The organism is Rhodococcus sp. ACS1, assembly GCF_002300155.1.
Classification (GTDB): Bacteria; Actinomycetota; Actinomycetes; order Mycobacteriales; family Mycobacteriaceae; genus Rhodococcus_F; species Rhodococcus_F koreensis.
The window spans coordinates 667,703-686,420 of the sequence record NZ_NSDZ01000005.1 but is presented as its reverse complement, the minus strand read 5'-3'; the positions used below and the strand labels follow the sequence as shown (position 1 = coordinate 686,420).

Sequence of the window (18,718 nt, the reverse complement as noted above, 5' to 3'; positions counted from 1 at the left end):
TCATCAGAGGGGGAATACGTCCGTGTCGATCCTGAAAGCCATCCCATCGTGGACACCGCCGCGTGATCTCGGGGCGCTGAGAATCACCACCTCCGATGTCGACCCTGCAGCGTTCCTGCGCTCACTCGGAGCAGCAGGCATCGGCGCGCTGAAGCACCCCAGTGGAACCGCTGCCGCGCATTGTCGGCTCCTACTCGGCTCCGGCAGTGCGCTGCGCACTGCCGCCGGACGGGCGATCGGCCGAGACAATCCGGGACCGATAGTGCCCAAGCCCGGTGACAAGCGGTTCTCCGACAATGCGTATCGGGAGAACGCCGCGTACTTTTACCTGGCACAGCAGTACCTGCTTCTCGAACACCTGGTCAACGAGCTCATCGACGGCGCCGAACTGAATGAGGACACCGCGGTCAAAGCACGGTTTGCCGCCCGGTTCATTCTGGACGCCCTCAGCCCCACCAACACCCTCCCCGGCAACCCGGCAGCGATCCGCAAGGCTTTCGACACCGGTGGGCTCAGTCTCGTGCGTGGTCTTCGGAACTTTCTGCACGATCTCCGGCACAACGGAGGGTGGCCGTCGCAGGTCGATCGGTCACAGTTCGCGGTGGGCGTCGATCTCGGCGCCACACCCGGATCCGTTGTTTACCGCAGCGATCTGATCGAGCTCATCCAGTACACGCCGCAAACCCCCGATGTGTACGCGACCCCACTGCTGTTCTGCCCGCCGTGGATCAACAAGTTCTACATCATGGACCTGGCACCGGGAAAGAGCCTGATCGAATGGGCGGTTCAGCACGGCCACACCTGTTTCGCCATCAGCTACCGCAACCCGGATGCATCGATGAGTGGCCTCGGGTTCCGCGACTATCTCTTCGACGGCCCGCTCGACGCGGTCCGAGTCGTCCGCGAAATCACCGGCTCGGAGACGGTCAACCCCGTATCCATCTGCCTGGGTGGCACCCTCACCGCGCTGGGTCTGGCATACAACGCAGCCCAGGACGATCCGTCCATCGGATCCGCGACCTTCATCAATACTCACACCGACTTCACCGAGCCGGGAGTGCTCGGCGCGTTCACCGATGAGAACACGATCGTGGCGTTGGAGACGCAGATGGCCCGGAAGGGGTATCTCGATTCGTCGCAAATGGCACGCACCTTCAGCACCCTGCGCGCCAACGACCTGATCTTCCAGTACGTGATCAACAATTGGTTGCTCGGCAACAAGCCTCCCGCGTTCGACCTGCTCGCCTGGAATGCCGATTCCACCCGCATGCCCGCACGCATGCACGGGGAGTATCTGCGCTCGTGCTACCTGCGTAACGAGTTTGCGCGGGGCGAGTTCGAGATCAACGGGGAGCTCCTCGATCCCTCGAAGGTGGACATCGACAGCTACATCGTGGCGGCGGTCGACGACCATGTCGTGCCGTGGACGTCGAGCTACAAGACCACCCACCTGCTCGGCGGGGACAGCCGGTTCGTTCTGAGCACGTCCGGGCACATCGCCGGAATCGTCAACCCGCCGAGCCCGAAGGCCAAGCACTGGGTCAATGAGGCACACAGCGGCGATCCCCACGAGTGGAAGGCCGCCGCCGAGCTGCGGGACGGCACGTGGTGGCTGGACTGGGCGACGTGGCTCGCCGACCGAGCCGGCGCGAAACAGCCGGCGCCACCGGCGCTCGGCAACGCGACGTATCCGCCGCTCGACGACGCGCCCGGCGTCTACGTGCAGGAGGAGGCGTGACAGTGGCGAACACGGAGCCGACCTCCGCCACATTCGAGGTGGCGACTCGGCACGGACAGCAGGTTGCGGTGCACGTGAGCGGATCCGGTAACCCGGTGGTCCTGCTCAACGGTCTTGCGCGACCCATGGCGAGTTGGTCGGCCTTCACCCCTGTGCTGGGCGAGCGGATGATCGTATCGTTCGACGCCCCCGGCGTCGGCGCGTCGAAAACTCCGAAGCTGCCGTTGTCGATGCAGGCACTGTCGGACGTCGTCGCCGACGTGCTCGACGCGGTGGGCGTCGCACGGGCCGATGTCGTCGGCTTCTCGCACGGCGGCGCGATCGCCCAGCAGTTCGCCTTCAGCTCACCCGAACGAGTCCGCAGACTGGCCTTGCTGTCCACCTCCTGCGGTCGTGGGGCAACACCAGGTCCCGGAAAAAAGCTGTGGGCCACTACTATCGATCAGCGCAATCCTCGTCGCTGGGGGCTGGCACGTACGGTCGGTGCGCTCTGGCAGGTCGCGGCAGTAGCGAACTGGTCGAGTATCCCCCTGCTCGGATCGATCTCGGCGCCGACGCTGGTGGTGTGCGGTGAGTACGACCGGATCGTGCCGCCGACGAACAGTCACCTGCTTGCCGCGCGGATACCGAACGCGGTGATATCCGTCGTTCCGGCGGGACACGACCTGCAACGCCCGGATGTCGCGAACCCAGTCGCCATGCGGGTGTTGCGATTTCTCGATGGGCCCGTCGCCGAGGACGTGGCGGTAGATGACGACGCCGGCCTCAGCCCGTGTTGGTGAGCCCCACAGATTGTACGGAAACTACCGAAGGAGTTCAGTTGTCCTCGCTACATTTCGACGAACGCGTAGCCATCGTGACCGGAGCCGGCAACGGTCTGGGCCGATCGCACGCCCTCGAACTCGCGCGCCGGGGCGCGCGGGTGGTGGTCAATGACCTGGGTGGCTCGCTACATGGTGACGGACAGTCGACGGACGCGGCGCAGGCCGTCGTCGACGAGATCACCGCGTTCGGCGGTACGGCTGTCGCCAACCGTGACAGCGTCGCCACGGAAGAGGGCGGTCGCGCGATCGTCCAGACGGCACTCGATGAGTTCGGCCGACTGGACGTTCTGGTCAACAATGCAGGTATTCTGCGGGACAAGGCCTTTCACAAGATGGATGGCGCGATGATCGACGCCGTCATCGACGTTCACCTCAAGGGAACACTGTTTGTCACCCAACCCGCCTTCCGTGCCATGCGGGAGGCGGGCTACGGCCGCATCGTCAACACCAGCTCGGCCTCCGGCCTGTTCGGCAATTTCGGGCAGGCAAACTACGGCGCCGCGAAGGCGGGGATCGCAGGCCTTACCCGCGTTCTCGCGCTGGAAGGGGCGGCCTACGGCATCGTCGCGAACGCAATCGCGCCGATAGCCGCGACCCGCATGACGGCGGGGCTGCTGGGCGATCTGACAGCACACGTGACGCCGGAAGGCGTCAGCCCGGTGGTTGCGTTCCTCGCACACGAGGACTGCCCCGTCTCCGGGGCCGTGTACTCGGTCGCCGGCGGCCGGGTTGCAAAGATCTTCGTCGGAGAAACCTCGGGGGCAATTCTGGAGGAGCTGACGGCGGAAGCGGTCCGTGACCAGCTCTCCCAAATCGAGGATCAGAGCACATATCACGAGCCCACGTCATTGGACATGGCCACGGCGATCATCGCCCGCGCGCTCAGCTGACAAGCGGGTGCGGGCAGCGACCACGTCGCTGCCCGCACGTGCTTCCGTGCTCGACTCCCGCCGGCGAAACCCGTCGAGTTCGAATCTGCCTGTCAGTCCTGATGGTTCCTCCGGCGGCGCTCGATCATCTGATGCGAGACGAAGCGTTTGAGCTCCTGGAGGGTTTCCGGATGGAGCGTGCGCCGGACCGGCCCCTCGAGCGCCTCGGCGAGACGATCCACATACCGACTGGGGGTCATCCCGAACTCGACCCAAAGGTGTTCGTTCGCGATAGTGCCGAAAGGTAGCCACGTCAAAGCGAACTCGACGAGGGCGCTCTCCTCGCGGCAGACGGTAGCGATACCTCGACGACGGCCGAGATGGTTGATCGGCCGTCGAGTCGTTGCCGGTCGTTGAACATTTCTCATGTCAGATCCTTCGGAAGAGGGCGGCGAGGGCCTGGCCGCCACCGATGCACATGGTGACGATGCCGAGTTCGAGGTCGCGGCGCACCATGTCCTTCGCGATCCGCAGACTCAGGATCGCCCCGGTCGCCCCGACCGGGTGACCCAACGCGATCGCCCCACCGTACGGGTTGGTCTTCTCCGGGCTCAGCTTCGCGTCCCGGATCACCGCGACCGCCTGCGACGCGAACGCCTCGTTCAACTCGATCACATCGATATCACCGGGGGTGGTCCCGGTCTGCTCGAACAAATTCTGCAACGCCAGCACGGGGGCGTACCCCATCAGCGCCGGGTCCATCGCCGCCGTCGCGACCGCCTCCAGCGTCACCAGCCCGGTCAGGCCCCTCTCCCGGGCGGCGGACTCGGTGGCCAGCACCAGCGCCGCGGCGCCGTCGTTGATCCCCGACGCGTTGCCGGCGGTCACCGACCCGCCCTCCTCGAACGCCGGCCGCAGCTTCGCCAAGGTCTCGAGGGTGGTGTCGGGCTTGGGATGCTCGTCGACCTCGACCGTCTTGGGACGCCGGCCCCCGATCTGCACCGGGGTGATCTCCTCCGCGAACGCCGCCCGCGCGGCGTCGGTGGCGGCGCGGCGCTGGGATTCGACGGCGAACTCGTCCTGCTGCTCCCGGCTCATGTCGTACGTGCGGGCCACGGCCTCGGCGGTGCGGCCCATGTGCACCCCACCGAACGGGTCGGTCAGAATCGCGACGGTGCCGTCGACCAGTGTCCGGTCGCCGAGCTTGTAGCCGGAGCGCGCCGAGAAGTCGTAGAACGGCATCCGCGACATGCTCTCGTCGCCGCCGGCGAGGGCGAAGTTCACCCCACCCCAGCGCATCTGCTGCGCCGCCGACCACACCGCCTGCAGACCGGACCCGCACAACCGGTTGACGGTATACGCCGGCGTCTTCTCCGGAAGTCCGGCGGCGAGGGCGACGCGGCGGTCGGCGGGGCCTGTATCAACGTCGAAGGGGGCGGCACCGGTCGGCGCCGCCCCCTTCGAGGAATCACACCGGGACGACGTCGTCTTCGAGGTGATTTTCCCGCACTTCGTCGGTCTGGAAGCCGGAGGCAACCGACCAGTAGTAGCCTGCGAGGCCTGCGACCGTCACCGGGATCAGGTCCCAGCCTTCACCGAAGGCGGGGTGGTCGAGCGGCCCGTAGCTTCCGTAGAAGGACAGGAAGAGCACGGCCACCAGCAACGTGACGAACCAGGTCGACCGGGAAACATGCACGCGGCCAACGGTGTTACTCATCAGGTAGAGGACGATCCCGCCGACGGCGAGCACTGCCGTGCAGGCCACCAGATAGGCGGGGGTATCCCAGGCGCCTTCTCGCTGGCCGCCGCTGACCGTCATGAACCATCCACCCTGCCAGCTCACGAAGCCCCACGCCGCGAGGAATACTGCGGACCAGCTGTACGCGCGAGCGCGGGTGATCCAACCCTGTCGTACGGCGATGTATGCGACGTATGCCGGGGTACCCGCGAAGACCACGATGGCCAGGTTGAGGACGGTCGAGAAGCCGGCGACGTACACCAGGATCAGGGTTGCCACGAAGCTGGCGGGCGCCCAGAGTCCGGCATTTCGGAGGCGGAAGGGACGCGGCAGGTCCGGGGCGGTGCGGCGGAGAACCATCATGCTGGAGCTGCCGACGAGGTAGCTCAGCAGCAGTGCCACCGACACGATGGAGACGAGGCGGTACCAGCTCGGCAGCGGGAGCAGGAACAGGCAGGACACGGCGAAGGAGACGAGCAGCGACATCCACGGCACGGCGAATCGGTTCAGTCGCTGCAGCAGCGACGGTGCCATGTCGTGCTCGGACAGTGCGTAGGTCGACCGGGTGGCACTACCGAGGAACACCCACCCGGTTGCGGCAGGGGAGACGATCGCGTCGATCAGGAGCAGTGTGCCGAATCCGCCGAACCCGGCGGCGATCAGGGCCTGGAACAGTGGTGCCGATGCCCAGTCACTCGACAGCAGCGATCCCCATTGGCCCGGTGCCAGGCCGGCGGCGGCCCAGTCCAGTGCTCCGATGAACGCAACCTGGAGCAGCACGTAGACGACCATCGGGATGAGGATGGATGCGGCGATGGCGATGGGGATGTTGCGTTGCGGGTTCTTGCATTCGCCGCCGAAGTCGAGGACCTGGCGGAAGCCGAGGTAGGCGAAGGCGATACCGGTGGCGGGGATGGCGTGGAGGACGCCGTCGAAGCCCATGGCGAAGAATCCGGTCTCGGTGAAGTTGGAGCTGCGGAATGCGGTGAACAGCAGGATGAAGGTCAGCGTCGGGATCGCGATCTTCCACAGCGTGATCCAACGGTTCGCTTCACTGAGCATTTTGATGCCGAAGATGTTGAGGACGGTGAAGACGGCGAGGATGGCGACACCGGCGAGGATGCCCCTCGGCCAGGTCAGGATCTCGAGCCCGTCGACCTCGTGCATTAACCCGAGTTCAGGCCAGTTGCTGCTGACATAGGTCAGCACTGCCTGGGCCTCGAGGGTAGTGACCGCGACGGTGGCGATCCAGTACGCGCCGCCGACCAGCCAGCCGGTCATCATGCCGTGCGACAGACTCGGGTACCGGACCGGTCCGCCCGAGCGGGGGAGCATGGCGCCCAGTTCCATCCAGGGCATCGCGATGACACCGAAAAGTAGAGCTGCGAGTACCCAGGACAAGACTGCGGCCGGTCCTGCGGCCCCTGCGGCGGACAGAACGGCGAACAACCACCCGGAGCCGATCTGCGCACTCACACCGAGGAAGATCAGGTTGGTCAGGGACATCGAGCGCGTCAATTTCTCCGACGACGCTCCCGGGGCGGCGATGCCACCCGATGGTGCGGATGAAAGTGCCATGAGTTTCCTGTTTCGTGATCAGCGGCGCCGGCAGTTTCTTCGGCACATGAGCGCTGAGGGGAGGGAGGGCGGGGGTGCCCTGCATCCGGTTCGGATTCGAAATCCGAAGCGCCGGAGGAGGACAGATCGAAGATTACAGGGCGTTGGTGACGGAGAACACAGTCACCTGAGAGCGTTCATCCTGAGTGATGGCAGCGAGTGCATTCGCTTACCTCCGGAGTCGGAAGTGTTCTCGCCCTGTGACTCTGCCGGGCCGAAAGGGCGCGGACAGAAGGGGATCTGGGAGTCTTGCCACGTCGAGGACGGGCAACCTGGAGCGGGGAGATTACTCCCCGGCCAGAGGAAGGCAGCGAGTGCGTCATTGAACTTGCCGCCTCCCCCTGGCTTTTCGGGGTTGGGCGCGGCGATGGCGTGGTGCATTGTTGCCCGCACCATTCGCCGTGTCCGATTCTCGATGCGGCCGTCGGCAGGACTGAGGCCTGGCCGGTGACCTGGAGGGTTCGGGCGGGAGCCGTACCCCTACGCCGGTCAGAAGACCAGCGACACCGAATTCTCGATGGCACCGGTCTGGAATCGGGTCAGGGACAGCTCGGACAGGTCGATGCTGGTAATGGCCCCGGTGGTGACCTGCTCGGTGACGAGTCGACCGATCTCCGGCGCCTGGATCAGGCCGTGCCCGGAGAAGCCACATGCGTTGATCCACTGCGGTTCTCGTGGGTCGGCGCCGACGATGCCGTCGTGATCGGGGGTGTTCTCGTAGGTGCCCGCCCAGCAGGCGCGGCGATCGAGTGGCAGCTCCACCAGCCAGGGGAAGCGGTCGGCGGCCAGCGCCAGCAACTCCTCCATCCAGGGCCAGTCGATCGCGGTGTTGTATCCGTCGACCTCGGTGGGCTTGGCGCCGGCGAAGAGCAGTCGCCTACCTTCGCTGCGCATGTACACACCCGTCGCCAGGTCCACCGTCATCGGCACGTACGAATCGAGGGCGCCCTCGGCGGTGGCGTAGACGTTGCGGCGGGAATGCACCACGGGCACGTCGAGCCCTGCGAGACCCGCGACTTCGCCCGCCCAACCGCCCGCTGCGTTGATCACATGGCGGGCCGTAACCGCGCGGTCGCCCGCCGAGACGGTCCACAGCTCGCCGGCCTTGTCGATCGCGTCCACCGGTGCCTTGAAGAAGACGTCGGCGCCCTTGCCGCGAGCGAGCGCGAGGAAGGCGTTCGTCGCACTGTGTGGGTCGATCTGCCCATCGGCCGTCCCCCAGGTGGCCCCGCCGATTCCGGCCGGGTCGAAGGGGGTGATCTTCTGGGCCCGGTCGACGTCGAGGACCTCGACCGGGACACCGTGGGCGCGTTGGAGCTCGACAGCGTGGAGCTGACGTTCCCAGTTCGCTTCCGGCACAAGGAACAGGTACCCGTTGGGCTGGTACCCGATGTCGATGCCGTGCCGGTCCTGGAAGTCGCGATAGAAGCGGATGCTGCGCCAGGACAGCTCGGTGTTGAGGCCGTCGGCCCACTGCGCACGGACCGAGGCGAACGACAGCCCGGTGCTGCCCTCGGCGGCACCGGCCTTCGCCTCGAGCACGGCGACCTTATGCCCCTGCTGGGCCAGGTGGTGTGCACAGCTGGCACCGATGATGCCGGCTCCGACGACCACGACGTCGTACACGGTTGGATTGGTCATGACGTTTCCTGTCGTGAATCGGACGTTACTTCTCGAGGTGGGGGTAGCGGTAGTCCGTCACCCTCAGGTGGTTTTCCTTCGTGGTCCGCGGGCTGGCGAAACGAATCAGGTTCCACACCGTGCCGGCCTTGTCGTTGGTGCCCGACGCGCGCGCACCGCCGAACGGCTGCTGGCCGACGACGGAGCCGGTGGGCTTGTCGTTGACGTAGAAGTTGCCTGCCGTGTACCGCAGGGCGGCGTCGGCCTCTTCGACCGCGCGACGATCCTCGGCGAACACGGCGCCGGTGAGGCCGTACGGCGTCGAGGTGTCGACCAGACGCAGTACGTCGTTCCAGTCGGAGTCCTCGTACACATAGGTGGTCAGAACCGGGGCGAAGATCTCCTCGGTGATCAGCGGCGAGTGGGGATCGGTGACCTCGAGAATTGTCGGGTCGACGAACCAGCCGACGCTGTCGTCGGTGTTACCGCCGACGACCACGGCCTTCTCGGCGCGAGCCCGCGCGAGGATCTCGGTGTGCTTGGCGTGCTGGCGGCCGTTGATGACGGCGCCGACGTAGACCTCGGGGTCGGTGGGGTCGCCGACCTTGATCTGTTCGGTCAGCGCGATGAGCCGATCCTTCAGGCGCGGCCACAGACTGCGCGGCACGTAGAGCCGGGAGGCAGCCGAGCACTTCTGGCCCTGGAACTCGTAGGCGCCGCGGATACAGGCGACTGCCAACGCCTCGAGATCGGCGCTCGGGTGGGCCAGGATGAAGTCCTTACCACCGGTCTCGCCGACCACTCGCGGGTAGTTGCGGTACGTTCCGACGTTCTTGCCGACCTCCTGCCACATGTGCTGGAAGGTCCCGGTGGAACCGGTGAAGTGGACGGCGGCGAGGTGTTCGTTGCCGAGGGCGGTGGGGCCCACGTCGCCGCCGGTGCCGTAGACGACATTGATGACACCGTCCGGCAGACCGGCTTCACGCAGCAACTGCAGAGACAGGTGGGCGACGAGCGAGGCGCTCTCGGCCGGCTTCCACACCACGGTGTTGCCCAGCACTGCGGGCCCGAACGCGAGGTTGTTCATGCACGTGAAGTTGAACGGGGTGACCGCGAAGACGAAGCCCTCCAGCGGCCGGTACTCGATTCGGTTCCACGCACCTGCCTGCGAGCCGGGCTGCGTCTCGTACATGTCGAGCATGTTCTTGACATTCGCGCGGATGAAATCGACTGTCTCGCAGGCGGCGTCGATGTCGGCCTGGTAGGTGGTCTTGGACAGTTCGAGCATCGTCGCGGCGTTGAGCTTGGCCCGCCACGGGCCGTGCTCGAGCATGTCGGCTGCCTTGAGGAAGGGGGCGACCCGCTCCTCCCAGGGCAGGGTGCCCCACCACCGGGCCGCATCGAGCGAGGCGTCGATCGCGGCCTGGGTCTCGGACGGGCCGGCCAGGTCGAGCTCACCGAGCTTCTGCGAGTGGTTGTGCGGCGCCTGGATGGCCATGGTGCGGCCGGTGCGGACCTCCTTGCCGGCGATGTTGCTCGCGACCTGGAAGTCGGTGTTGCGGATCTCGTCGAGCGCGGCGGCGATCTCCGCGCGCTCGGTCGAGCCGGTAGCGAAGGCGTAGGGATCGGTGGGGCCGATGGGAAAGAGGCCGGTACGGCCGGCGGAAATATTCATCAATCGTCTCCAGAGGGGGTGGTCGATGGTCTGACCAACGGTCCCATAGTGGTACGAGTGAGTCAATGCACAGCAGTTAACGGTTTGTTACGGCGGCCACTAAGTTTGTTAACGGCGTTACGAACGCCAGCGCCGCAGATGCCCTGCCATCGCCGCGCGGGCACCGTCACCGTCACGCGCAATGACCTTGGTGAGCAGCTCGATCACTTCGTCCCGCAGCAGCTCCGGGCTCGACGCGCTCGGCTCGACCTGCGCGAAGCTACGGGCGAGTGCGTCGTGGATGCCCGCCGAGATCGCCACGCGGACGGCATTGTGGGAAAGTCTCGGCAGCAGTTCGTGGACGGTCAGATCCAGGGCGCGCACCCGGTCCCAGTCGGTCGAGCCGGAGGAGCCCAGTTCGCGCACCTCGTCGAGGATCGTCTGCAGGCCCGCCATCTCGTCGTCCGTGGCCCGCCGGGCCGCCAGCTCAGCGTTTTCCTGCTCGAAGTCGATGCGGTAGTCGGTGAGGTCCTCCTCGGACACGGACTCGAACGCGAGGAGCATCGCCAACGCCGAGCCCATCAGGCCCGGGTCCGGGGGGTTGAAGAATGCGCCACCGCTGCCACCGAGACGTATGGTGATCAGCCCATGCGCCTCGAGTGTGCGCAGAGACTCACGGACTGTGGTCCGGCTGACCTGCAGCAACCGGGCCAACTCCCGTTCGCTCGGAAGCTTCTCCCCCGGGGCCACCCCGCCGGTCAGCAGAATCTCGCGAAGCTTAGCGACCACGTCGTCCACTGACGTCGTGCGGACCGCGGGTGAGAGCAGCGACTCGAAGTCGGCGCCGAAGGGAGAGGCTGTGGACATGGCGTATGTGTATCACAGCGGCGCCCGAGGTCATCAGCCCCAACGGGGCATGTCGACCGACACGAGACATAAGTTTCGCTTACCGCTGACGCTAGCTGAGGGCCGTTCTCTTATCTGAATCCGTCGGCGACCATCGACTGTGCAACCAGCTCCAGGGAGCGACCTTCCACCGCCCGCGGCCAGCCCGTTCGCGGTGTGACGACGCCCTGCCCTCCAGCCCGGAAGAGACGACATGAGCACCACGAACCTCGCCCAACTCCTTCTGCAACGGTCATCGGATCGACCCGATCTCCGGGTGGGCACCGTCGACGACCAGATCCTCCTGTCCGACGCGGTCCGCATCGCCGCCGCAGGTGCGCAGGAACTGCAGGAACTGGGCATTCGGCGTGATCAGCGATTGGCCATCGTCGCGAACAACTCCACCGAGTACATGCTGGTGTGGATGGCGTGTCTGCTCTCGGGCACCCCGGTGGCCCTGGTGAACCCCACGTATCCGCCGGAACTGCTCGCGCAGATGCTCGAGCGCCTGGATCCGGCCGCCGTGTTCACCGACCTCGACACTCTCCCCGCGACGATGCGCACCTTCCCACTGTCGACGGCTCGGGAGTGGGCACCGGTCGACCCGCAGTCCAGCCCCGGCCTCGACGCTGCACCGTCGGACCTCGCCTCCTTCATGCACACCTCCGGAACCACCGGGCTGCCGAAGTTCTGCGCCCAGACCCACGAGTACTTCCTGAGGTTGGGTTCGGCGATGGCCGAAGCCCTCGACCTGCAGGCAGGCGACCGGATGCTCGCTCCGCTGCCACTGTTCCACATCAATCCGATGGGATACGGCATCATCGGCGCCCTGTGCGCCGGCGCCGACGCCCTGACAGTCCGGAAGTTCTCGGCCAGCGGCTTCTGGCCGGCTGTCCGCGAGCACGGGGTGACCGCGCTGGCGCTGCACGCACCGCCCGTGGAAATCCTCAAGCGCGCCACGACGACCGCCGACTCCGGTGAACACAGGGTCCACACCATGTTCTACGCCGACCGGGAATTCATGTCCCGCTTCGGCATTCCCGTCGCCGTATCTGGATACGGCTCCACCGAGGCAGCCGGAGTGAGCCACCTGCACCGCTGGTCACTCACCGATGAATCCGAGATCCCCTCCAACGCCAGTCGATTCGGCGGACAGACCCGAGCCGACGTCGAGGACCATCTCGACGACGACGGTCAGATCTACGTACGCGAGAGCGCGCCGAACACCCTGTTCGCCGGGTACTTCCGGGACGGCGCCGTCGACCCGAGCCGCGACGAGGACGGCTGGTTCGCCACCGGCGACCTCGGCCGACGCGACGACCAGGGTGGCCTGGTGTTCCTCGAGCGGGCGGCCGAAAGCATCCGTGTCAAGGGCGAGTTCGTGCCCATCCCGTACGTCGAGGAACGACTCGGCACGATCGACGCTCTCACCGACCTCGCATTGTGGAAGAAGCCCGGTGAGCTGGTCGACGACGATGTCGTCCTCTACGTGGTCGCCGACAGCGTGCCGCTCGAGTCCATCCGCGACGCCATCGCCGATTTGCCGGTGTTCATGCGTCCCGCGCACATTGCGCGTGTGGCGACGATTCCCCGCGACGCCGCCGCCGGCAAGGTTCAGCGTCGGCTTCTGCACGAGCAGCAGGTCCTGTCCTGGACCGCGATGTCCTGACGGCCCACGATCCTCCCCTCCGCGAAAGGACGCACCCCATGACTGTCATCGCAGTTCTGCCCGGCGACGGGATCGGCAGTGAGATCCTCGACGGGCCGCTCGAGTTTCTCCGCCGGCTCGCCGCCGCCGGTGCTCCGCTCACGCTGACCGGGCCGTTGCCCTACGGCACCGCCGGTTGGCAGGCGACCGGTTCGATCCTCCCCGAGGAGACCATCGAGGCGTGCCGCAGTGCCGATGTCGTGCTCAGCGGGGCGGTCGGAACGCATCCTGGGGTCGCCGCCGAGGAGTGCCCCAATCCGGAGGCGGCGCTGATTTCCCTCCGCAACCTGTTCGACCTGCGGGTCAGTGTCCGCACGGTGTGGGTTCCACAGCTGAGCGAGGATGTCACCATCGTCCGCAACATCACCGGCGGCGCGTACGCCGATCCCAGCGAGCGCGAGGAGAGCGACGGTGTCAGCGCCGCGGTCGACCAGCTCCGGCTCCTGCCCGCTCGTGTGGGCGAAGTATTGGAGTTGGCGGCCGGGTTCACCGGAGATGCTCCCGGGCGCCGGTACATCAGTGTCGACAAGGCCAGCGTCTTCGCGACCTCACGGCTGTGGCGTGCCACTGCCGAACAGGTCGCCGACCGGACCGGGGTTGCGTTCGATCACGTCAACGTCGATCGCGCAGCCTACGAACTGGTCAGTTATCCGCAGCTGCCCGCTGTGATCGCCACGGAGGGCATTTTCGGCGACATTCTCTCCGATATCGTCTGCGCCCGGGCCGGCTCCCCCGCTCTGTGCGGATCCGCCACGATCAACCCCGACCGGAACTTCGGGTCGGGCATCACCGCACTGTTCGAACCGGCACACGGATCCTCACCACACCGGACCGGCACCCGCCGCTCCAACCCGACGGGCGCCTGGCTCGCGCTGGCAGCACTGCTCGACTGGTGCCCCGACCTGCGGCTCCTGGGCCGGGCAACCAGGATCCGCTCGGCGCTCGAGGTGGTCCACCGGTCGGGTGTGCGCACCTACGACCTCGCCACACCCGAGCAGGAACTCGTCGACATGGATGGCTACAACGCGCGGATTCTCGACGAACTACACGCCCTCCAGCCTGCCTGAGGGTTCGGGGTGCGGGAGTCATCCCGATGAACCGTCCCGGCCACCCATCCGACATCAACCCTGACTCATCACCGATACCGAGATCACGAGCAAAGGCCGAACCATGAGTTTCTGGAGATACCTGGTCGACGAGAAGATCGCCGCCCCCGCACGCCAATTCAGCGACGACGTGGTCAAACCCGTCGCCGACGAGATCGACCACCAGGATGTGTATCCGGTGTACCTGGTCGAGCAGACAGCGAAGCTGGGCTGGAACGCGATGACCCTGCCGACCCGGTACGGCGGCCAGGGCGAGTCGATGGAGAACGCCCTCGGGGTCTTCGAGGAACTCGGAGCCGGGTCGGCGAGCCTGGGAGTCTCGCTGATCACGATCCTGCAGAGCAGCAAGATCATCGAACTCTACGGCCGCGACAGCCTCAAGGAACGGGTCCTGCCGCGGTATGCGCACGGCCTGCGCGCCTCCTACGCGCTGACCGAGCGCGGGCACGGCAGCGACATCCGCACCCTCGACACCAAAGCCCGCGGCAACGAACGCGACGGGTGGGTGCTGACCGGGGAGAAGGCATTCATCACGTCCGGGTCGCGTGCCGAGTTCTTCGTCGTGCTGGCCGAGACCCCGGTCGGGGTCTCCACGTTCGCGGTCGATCGCGACGCCCCCGGTGTCAGTACCCGGCAGACCCGGGAAGCGCAGACCTTCGGGCTGCGCAACGGCCCGCACGTCAACCTCGTCCTCGACGACGTCGAGATCCCCGGGGACGCCCTGATCGGTGTGGAAGGCAATGGGCTGCGGCAGGCCCTGGTCACCTTGTCGAACAGCCGCACCCTCGCTGCGGGCATTTCACTGGGCATCGCCCGCGCTGCGTTCGACGACGCGTTCGCGTACGTGCGCACCCGGCCCGCGTTCGACGGCAACGTGATCGACTTCCAGGGCATCCAATGGTATTTCGCTCAGGCCGCCGCGGAGATCGATGCCGCTCGACTCGTCACCTACCAGGCCGCCCGCGACCTCGACTCCGGCGGGGACTACCAGCGGTCCTCGTCCGCGGCGAAATTGCTTGCCGCCGAACTGGCCACGAAGGTCGCGAGTATGGCCGTGCAGGTCTGCGGGGCGACCGGTACCCAGGAAACCTCACCGTTCGGACGCTACTTCCGCGACGCCAAGGCCTACGAGGTGGCCGGAGGATCGTCCGAGGTCCTGAAGAACACCATCGCCAAGACCCTGATCAAGTCGGCCCGCTGACCGAACGCCGAGAGCGAGGATAGACACCCATGGATTTCGGAACGGACAAAGTCGACCAGGTGTGCCCGGCGCCGGACCCAGCCCCGCACGCGCCGCGACGGTTCGCCCTGCCCGCAGGCGCGGTGGATACCCACGCGCACGTCGTGGGGCACTCCTTCGTCCCCGAGCGCAGCTACACCCCGCCACCGGCATCCGCCGGGCAGTACCTGTCGATGCTCGACGCCGTGGGAACTACCTACGGGGTGCTGGTGCAGATCAGCGTGCACGGCACAGACAACACGGTAATGCTCGAAGCCGTCGAGGGGGCCCGTAACCGGCTGCGTGCGGTCGCCGTGGTCGCGCCCGACGTCGACGATCGCACGCTCGCCCATTTGCAGGACTCGGGTGTCGTGGGGTTGCGGCTCAACACCCTGTCGGGCGGCGGCATCGGCCTCGACCAGCTCGCCCGGTACGACGCCATTTGCGCGGAGATGGGCTGGCACCTGCAGTTCCTCACCAACACAAGGCATCTCGCCGCCGCGGCTGCAAACCTGCGCACGCTGACCGTGCCCTACGTGGTCGATCACATGGGCGACTTCGACGTCGCCGCCGGTGTCGACGCACCCGAATGGACACAGTTTCTGAAACTGATGGCAGACGGCGCGTGGGCCAAGCTGTCCGGGGCCTTCCGGATGGCGCGAACGGCGGACTATTCCGACACGATTCCGTTCGCGCAGAGCCTGATCGAGGCCGCACCCGACCGCTGTGTGTGGGGTTCGGACTGGCCGCACGTCGGGTTCTGGGGACAGATGCCCAACGTCGGCACCCTTCTGGATCTGCTCCCTGACTGGGCACCGGACCCCGCGACCCGCGAGGCGATCCTCACCACCAACGCCCACCGGCTGTACGGATTCACCCACCCCTGAGCACCGCTCACCTGAAAGGGACGCCATCATGACTCCACCGTTCGACGCGGTGCACCACGTCTGCATCGTCGTGCCCGACATCGACGCTGCGATCGCGTTCTACGAGAAGGTCGGCATCGGCGGATGGCAGGATTTCCCGCCGCTCAGCGCATTCACCGACCTCGACGTGCCGGACCTGGATGCCTTCCTGGACCTGACCTACAAGTACACCGACGCCCCGGGACTCCAGCTGCAACTGTGTGAACCCGGACCCGGCAACTCCCCGCAGCGACAATTCCTCGACCGCACCGGCGGCGGAGTCTTCCACATCGGCTTCGTCGTCGACGACGTCGACGCAGGAGCCCAGGCCGCTCGCGCCGTCGGACTCGAACCGTGGATGTACGGGCGCCGCCCCGACTCGACCGGATTCGCCTACCTGCAGACACCGCCGTCGGCCGGAGTAACCCTCGAGATCCGGCAGAGTCCGAACTCCTGACGAACCGGCCCGGCCGCCCCAAGCGCCGGGCCGGTTCGCTTGACCTCACCACGACCAACATGAGACCGTTGGTCAGACCATCGACCACCTTTCCCTATCGAGAGAGACAACCGATGAACATTCTCGTGGTCTTCGCGCACCCCGAGCGCCGCTCGTTCTGCGGTGCCCTCAAGGACACCGCGGTCCGGACCCTGACCGACCTCGGACACGAGGTGACCGTTTCCGACCTCTACGCCATGAAGTGGATCGCCGAACTGGACAGCCAGGACTTCACCGGTGAGCGAGTCGACGCCGACTACCTGGATCTTTCCCGCGAACAGGAGCATGCCTTTGCCACGCGGACGCAGGCGTTCGACATCGAGCAGGAACAGCGCAAGGTGGCCGAGGCCGATCTGATCCTCTTCCACTTCCCGGTGTGGTGGTTCTCGATGCCGGCCATTCTGAAGGGGTGGGTGGACCGGGTGTTCGCCCGAGGCTTCGCCTACTCGGCCGGCCGCAAGTACGGCAAGGGTCACTTTTTCGGAAAGAAGGCGATGATCTGCCTGACAACCGGGACCGATTCGACGCTGTACGAGCCGAACGGCATCGACGGCGACCTGCTCCACGTGCTGTGGCCCATCCACAACGGGATCCTCGCCTACACCGGCTTCACCGTACTGCCGCCGTTCGCGGCCTGGATGCCCGGCCGGGTCAGCGCCGACGAGCGGCAGGGCTACCTGGACGGATTTGCGCGACACCTGACGGCCATCGAGGAGGCCGAACCGTTGTTCTTCCACCCCTGGGAGGACTACGACGAAACCCAACGTCTCAAGCCCGGCATCAAGGCCCGCTCCGGCATCCAGTGGAACCCACGCGCCGGCCAGACATTCGAGCAGGCCGCACACGAGTACGACCAGCGCATGGCGACAGAAAGGTAATCGCCCCATGACCAGTGAATTCCAGCACCTGCATCACGTCTGCGTCGTCGTGGCAGACATGGACCGGGCCGTGGCCTGTTACGAGTCCCTCGGGATCGGCCCCTGGCACCCGTTTCCGTCGCTCGAGGCGTTCCGCCCCGACCTGCAGGCCCCCGATGTCGACGACTTCATGAAGCTCGAGTACCGGTACGCCGAACTCGGAAATGTACAACTGCAGCTGTGCTGCCCGCCCGAGGGCAACACGCTGCAACGCCGGTTCCTCGACGAACACGGCGAAGGGGTGTTCCACCTCGGATTCTCCGTCCCCGACGTCGACGCGGCCGAAGCCCGAGTCACCGCCGCCGGCCCGTCCCCGAAGTTGCGGGGCCGGTTGCCCACCGGCGCCGGCTTCACCTACTTCGATACCGACACCGCAGGCGCGGGAGTCACCCTGCAAGTCCGTGCTGCTCGCTAACCGCCGAGACCAAACCCGGCATCTCCCTCCCACCCTCCAACTCGGCCTCGGCGCGGCGGCTCTCGCCGGCTCGGGGATCTTCATCGTCCTCGCTTCCGTGTCGACCGCCACGACGATTCTGGTCCGATACCTCATCGCGGTCCCGATTCTCGCGGCTCTCGCCTGGCACGACTACCGCAAGCACGGCCCGCTGCCTCGACGGGTGCTGACCGTGCAAGTGGTCGCCGGGGTTCTGTTGGGTGTAGACATGGCGATGTGGGCGCAATCGGTCGCCCTCGTCGGAGCCGGCGTCTCCAGCGTCCTGGTCAACATCCAGGTGGTCGTCGCTCCCCTGCTGGGGCTGTGCATCACGGGCAAACGGCCGTCGAAGGCCTACATCGTCGCGGTCCCGTTCCTGCTGTCCGGAGTGGCCCTCACCACTGGTATCGCGCAGCCCACGGCCGACCTCCACACGATCGCGTACGGATCCGTGCTGGCCCTGGTCGCTGGGATCTGTTACGGAGCCTACGTCTTCGCGATCGGTGCCTGGTGCCCACCGAATCGCGCTTCCTCGCAAGTATTTTGCTCGTCCGTCGTCGCGTGGGCGACCGGCACGGTGCTCGCCCTCATCTGGGATCCGGTCGACCTGTCCCCCGGGTGGGCCGCAGTGGGCTGGCTCGCCGCACTCGCGATCGTCGGGCAGGTCGCCGGCTGGATCCTTGTCGGCGTGTCTCTGCCGCGCCTCACCCCTGGGGTGGGAGCCAGCCTCCTGATGCTCCAACCGGTTCTCGCCGTCGTCTTGGGCGTCGTGGTCCTCGGCGAGCGCCTCTCCCCCACCCAGGTCGTCGGTGTCGTCGTGGTCACCCTCGCGATTCGGGTGGTTGCGATGCCGCCGCGGAGGGTGAAACGTCCGGTCGGCGGGGAGGAGCCCGAAGTGATCCCCCACGGCGACTCGGCCCGCAGCGTGCCGGATCCCGAGGTCCGCACGCGCTCGTAGCGGCGGTGCCGCCCCGGGCAGGCGGCACCCC

Annotated in this window: 16 protein-coding genes and 1 pseudogene; 11 read left to right on the top strand and 6 right to left on the bottom strand. The window is 66.6% G+C overall.

The window, feature by feature from the left end; translation table 11 throughout:
- The first annotated feature begins 22 nt into the window (after positions 1-22).
- Genes CJ179_RS23920 through CJ179_RS23910 form a run of 3 tightly spaced genes read left to right on the top strand, consistent with a single transcriptional unit; the run spans position 23 to position 3,452 of the window.
- The gene (locus CJ179_RS23920; RefSeq protein ID WP_095863087.1) at positions 23-1,738 is read left to right on the top strand and encodes an alpha/beta hydrolase; all 1,716 of its coding nucleotides are present in this window, start codon (positions 23-25) and stop codon (positions 1,736-1,738) included.
- Complete coding sequence (locus CJ179_RS23915) at positions 1,735-2,520, top strand: alpha/beta fold hydrolase (protein ID WP_143548916.1); 786 nt, start codon at positions 1,735-1,737, stop codon at positions 2,518-2,520. Before CJ179_RS23920 ends, CJ179_RS23915 begins: the two co-directional genes overlap by 4 nt.
- A 38-nt stretch (positions 2,521-2,558) precedes the next feature.
- Entirely contained in the window at positions 2,559-3,452 is an 894-nt protein-coding gene (locus CJ179_RS23910) for an SDR family NAD(P)-dependent oxidoreductase (protein ID WP_072939277.1), read from the top strand.
- 92 nt (positions 3,453-3,544) lie between these two features.
- On the opposite strand, the gene CJ179_RS23905 is transcribed toward CJ179_RS23910, so the two are convergent.
- The 6 genes and pseudogenes from CJ179_RS23905 to CJ179_RS23880 form a co-directional block, all read right to left on the bottom strand.
- On the bottom strand, positions 3,545-3,859 hold the full coding sequence (locus tag CJ179_RS23905) for a hypothetical protein (protein WP_083395647.1): 315 nt from the start codon (positions 3,857-3,859) through the stop codon (positions 3,545-3,547).
- A 1-nt stretch (position 3,860) separates the two neighbouring features.
- A pseudogene (locus CJ179_RS23900) lies at positions 3,861-4,835 on the bottom strand (acetyl-CoA C-acyltransferase); the annotation flags it as partial.
- Positions 4,836-4,899: 64 nt separating this feature from the next.
- Positions 4,900-6,747 (bottom strand): APC family permease, encoded by a 1,848-nt coding sequence (locus CJ179_RS23895; protein WP_095863085.1) that lies wholly within the window; start codon positions 6,745-6,747, stop codon positions 4,900-4,902.
- A 528-nt stretch (positions 6,748-7,275) separates the two neighbouring features.
- Complete coding sequence (locus CJ179_RS23890; RefSeq protein ID WP_072939281.1) at positions 7,276-8,427, bottom strand: FAD-binding oxidoreductase; 1,152 nt, start codon at positions 8,425-8,427, stop codon at positions 7,276-7,278.
- Between the two features lie 25 nt (positions 8,428-8,452).
- Positions 8,453-10,081: an L-glutamate gamma-semialdehyde dehydrogenase gene (gene pruA / locus CJ179_RS23885; RefSeq protein ID WP_095863084.1), complete on the bottom strand. Its 1,629-nt coding sequence runs from the start codon at positions 10,079-10,081 to the stop codon at positions 8,453-8,455.
- A 117-nt stretch (positions 10,082-10,198) separates the two neighbouring features.
- Positions 10,199-10,927: a FadR/GntR family transcriptional regulator gene (locus CJ179_RS23880; protein WP_095863083.1), complete on the bottom strand. Its 729-nt coding sequence runs from the start codon at positions 10,925-10,927 to the stop codon at positions 10,199-10,201.
- A gap of 232 nt (positions 10,928-11,159) precedes the next feature.
- Between CJ179_RS23880 and CJ179_RS23875 the strand changes: the two genes are divergently transcribed.
- The 8 genes from CJ179_RS23875 to CJ179_RS23840 all read left to right on the top strand — a co-directional run bounded on the left by CJ179_RS23875 (position 11,160) and on the right by CJ179_RS23840 (position 18,687).
- Positions 11,160-12,614: an AMP-binding protein gene (locus tag CJ179_RS23875; protein ID WP_095863082.1), complete on the top strand. Its 1,455-nt coding sequence runs from the start codon at positions 11,160-11,162 to the stop codon at positions 12,612-12,614.
- A 38-nt stretch (positions 12,615-12,652) separates the two neighbouring features.
- On the top strand, positions 12,653-13,720 hold the full coding sequence (locus CJ179_RS23870; protein ID WP_095863081.1) for an isocitrate/isopropylmalate family dehydrogenase: 1,068 nt from the start codon (positions 12,653-12,655) through the stop codon (positions 13,718-13,720).
- 103 nt (positions 13,721-13,823) lie between these two features.
- The gene (locus CJ179_RS23865; RefSeq protein ID WP_095863080.1) at positions 13,824-14,960 is read left to right on the top strand and encodes an acyl-CoA dehydrogenase family protein; all 1,137 of its coding nucleotides are present in this window, start codon (positions 13,824-13,826) and stop codon (positions 14,958-14,960) included.
- Positions 14,961-14,989: 29 nt separating this feature from the next.
- A complete protein-coding gene (locus CJ179_RS23860; protein WP_095863079.1) occupies positions 14,990-15,865 on the top strand; it encodes an amidohydrolase in 876 nt (291 codons plus the stop codon).
- Between the two features lie 28 nt (positions 15,866-15,893).
- Positions 15,894-16,340, top strand: coding sequence for a VOC family protein (locus CJ179_RS23855; RefSeq protein ID WP_095863078.1), 447 nt, complete (start codon positions 15,894-15,896; stop codon positions 16,338-16,340).
- 113 nt (positions 16,341-16,453) lie between these two features.
- A complete protein-coding gene (locus tag CJ179_RS23850; protein WP_095863077.1) occupies positions 16,454-17,257 on the top strand; it encodes an NAD(P)H-dependent oxidoreductase in 804 nt (267 codons plus the stop codon).
- A gap of 7 nt (positions 17,258-17,264) precedes the next feature.
- On the top strand, positions 17,265-17,711 hold the full coding sequence (locus CJ179_RS23845) for a VOC family protein (RefSeq protein ID WP_072939305.1): 447 nt from the start codon (positions 17,265-17,267) through the stop codon (positions 17,709-17,711).
- Positions 17,698-18,687: a DMT family transporter gene (locus tag CJ179_RS23840; RefSeq protein WP_179377635.1), complete on the top strand. Its 990-nt coding sequence runs from the start codon at positions 17,698-17,700 to the stop codon at positions 18,685-18,687. The genes CJ179_RS23845 and CJ179_RS23840 overlap by 14 nt, the downstream gene beginning before the upstream one ends.
- Positions 18,688-18,718 lie beyond the last annotated feature (31 nt).